The organism is Methylobacter sp. BBA5.1, from assembly GCF_000746145.1.
Classification (GTDB): Bacteria; Pseudomonadota; Gammaproteobacteria; order Methylococcales; family Methylomonadaceae; genus Methylobacter; species Methylobacter marinus.
Genome location: NZ_JQKS01000082.1, coordinates 1 through 1,832 on the forward strand (window position 1 = coordinate 1; position 1,832 = coordinate 1,832).

2 protein-coding genes and 1 pseudogene are annotated in these 1,832 nt (G+C 54.6%); 1 reads left to right on the forward strand and 2 read right to left on the reverse strand.

Annotated elements, in window-relative coordinates:
• Positions 1-66: 66 nt before the first annotated feature.
• Positions 67-591: a GNAT family N-acetyltransferase gene (locus tag EK22_RS21765; protein ID WP_036254452.1), complete on the reverse strand. Its 525-nt coding sequence runs from the start codon at positions 589-591 to the stop codon at positions 67-69.
• On the reverse strand, positions 592-894 hold the full coding sequence (locus EK22_RS21770; protein ID WP_036254455.1) for a type II toxin-antitoxin system TacA family antitoxin: 303 nt from the start codon (positions 892-894) through the stop codon (positions 592-594). It abuts the gene before it with no gap.
• Positions 895-1,138: 244 nt separating this feature from the next.
• Here EK22_RS21770 and EK22_RS21775 point away from each other — a divergent pair.
• Positions 1,139-1,729: pseudogene (locus EK22_RS21775) on the forward strand (recombinase family protein); the annotation flags it as partial.
• Positions 1,730-1,832 lie beyond the last annotated feature (103 nt).

The following is a 1,832-nucleotide window of genomic DNA, read 5'->3' on the forward strand; positions in this document are numbered from 1 at the left end:
GACCGCGGGCACGCCAGTACTCCCTCATCCAGGCGGCTTTGACTCAGAAACGGGATCTGTCGGCGGTTACGACTCCAGCAGCTTCGCAATCGCTTGCATCGGCAGTATCAGTCGAAGAGAGTCTGGTAAGCGAACGAAGCCATTAGCCTCGTAGAAGGCAGCGGCCTGCTCGCTGATGGCGTCTACAATGAGCATGGAAGATCCAATGGAACTGGCACTCGCGTAAGCCCGCTGCACCGCATCCGCGAGCAAGAGTGCGCCCAGCCCTTGTCTTTGTTGATGGCCTGCGACAGCCAGACGGCCCACGAGGGTTGCACTGACCAAAGGATAGCGTGGGAGATGCTTGCGGGCAGCCACCGGTACGTCCCCTTGTGCCAGCGCAGTCGCACATAGGGTGTAGTAGCCGAGTACTTCAGCCGGCTCACGCGGATCGACGAGAACGAATACGCCGTTGATCTTACGCTTCACATCCTGATTGGCTTGCGTTTTGAAATAGCGGTCCAGGCTTTCGACGCCGCAGGCAAAGCCAGCGCGATGGTGATGAGGTCCAAGCGGCTCGATTTTCAAATCGCGCGATGGCGGCGCAGGCATTTACGAAACGATCCGCCGCTTGTGCTCCGCCAGTGCGCGGATGAGCCTTTCATTGGCCTGGGGGGGACTCATGAGCGTATCGAAGAATACCTCTCGGTCACGTTCAGAAAGCCTGAGTGTCTCATGCTCCGCAATGGTCCGGCGTGCAGCGTCGGCAAGCACTGCCACGCAAAAGTCGGTCACTTTTCGGCACTCCAGATGGGCTGCGCGTTCAATCAAGTCCTTCGTCTGTTCATCCAGACGGAAACCGAGTCTTTCCACGCGCACGGGCTCTGGTACGGTCTTCACTTTTTTGCTGGGCATGGCAAAACCTCCTGGGTCACATTCATCATATTGACTAACATTGTACGTCATATTGACGAATTATAATAACCCTTTCTTCAGACTTGCCGGTTCGACAAAATGTTCGTTTTATCAGACCCGGGCCTGCACGTCCTGTTGATCGCTAAGTAATTGATTCTGTTGTTTCGTATTGCGGTTTCATAAAACAAAGTTTAAGATACAGTTTCACAATGAGATAATCAAACTTTTTAAGGATTCAGCGTTTATGAAAATTGGCTATGCCCGGGTGAGCACCCGGGATCAGCATCTAGAGCTCCAGATCGATGCCTTAACTAAAGCCGGCTGTGACAAGATTTATCAGGATATTGCCAGCGGCGCACGCGCGGAGCGTCCGGCGCTGAACGAGATGATCCGTAACCTCCGCCCTGGCGATGTGTTAGTGATATGGAAATTGGACCGGTTAGGCCGTTCGCTCAATCACCTGATCGGCCTGGTCAATGACTTGATGGAAAAAAAGATCGGCCTGCAAAGCCTGCACGATCCCATCGATACCACCACCCCGCAAGGCCGGTTGAGCTTTAACCTGTTTGCCTCATTAGCCGAGTTTGAGCGCGACCTGATCCGGGAAAGAACCCAGGCCGGTCTGTCCGCAGCCCGGGCCCGTGGACGTAATGGCGGCCGGCCCAAAGGCCTGCCCCAGAAAGCCGAAGCCACCGCCTGCGCCGCGGAAACCCTCTATAAGGAAGGCAAGCTGACGGTAAACGAGATCGCAGAAAAACTGGGGATCGCCAAAAGCACCTTGTATGCCTATCTGCGGCATCGCGGGGTCAGGCTCGGGTCTTTTAAACCCGATGCCGAATGCGCCTAGTACTACAGTTGTAATTTCAGGGATATTGATGTTGCCCGCACAGTCTAATGTGTTTTTGATCGTAAGCATTGGCGAGGTGAATGATGAATGC

Coding starts and splice junctions, on each gene's coding strand:
- EK22_RS21765 (WP_036254452.1), bottom strand. CDS start 591: ATGCCTGCGCCGCCATCGCGCGATTTGAAAATCGAGCCGCTTGGACCT.
- EK22_RS21770 (WP_036254455.1), bottom strand. CDS start 894: ATGCCCAGCAAAAAAGTGAAGACCGTACCAGAGCCCGTGCGCGTGGAA.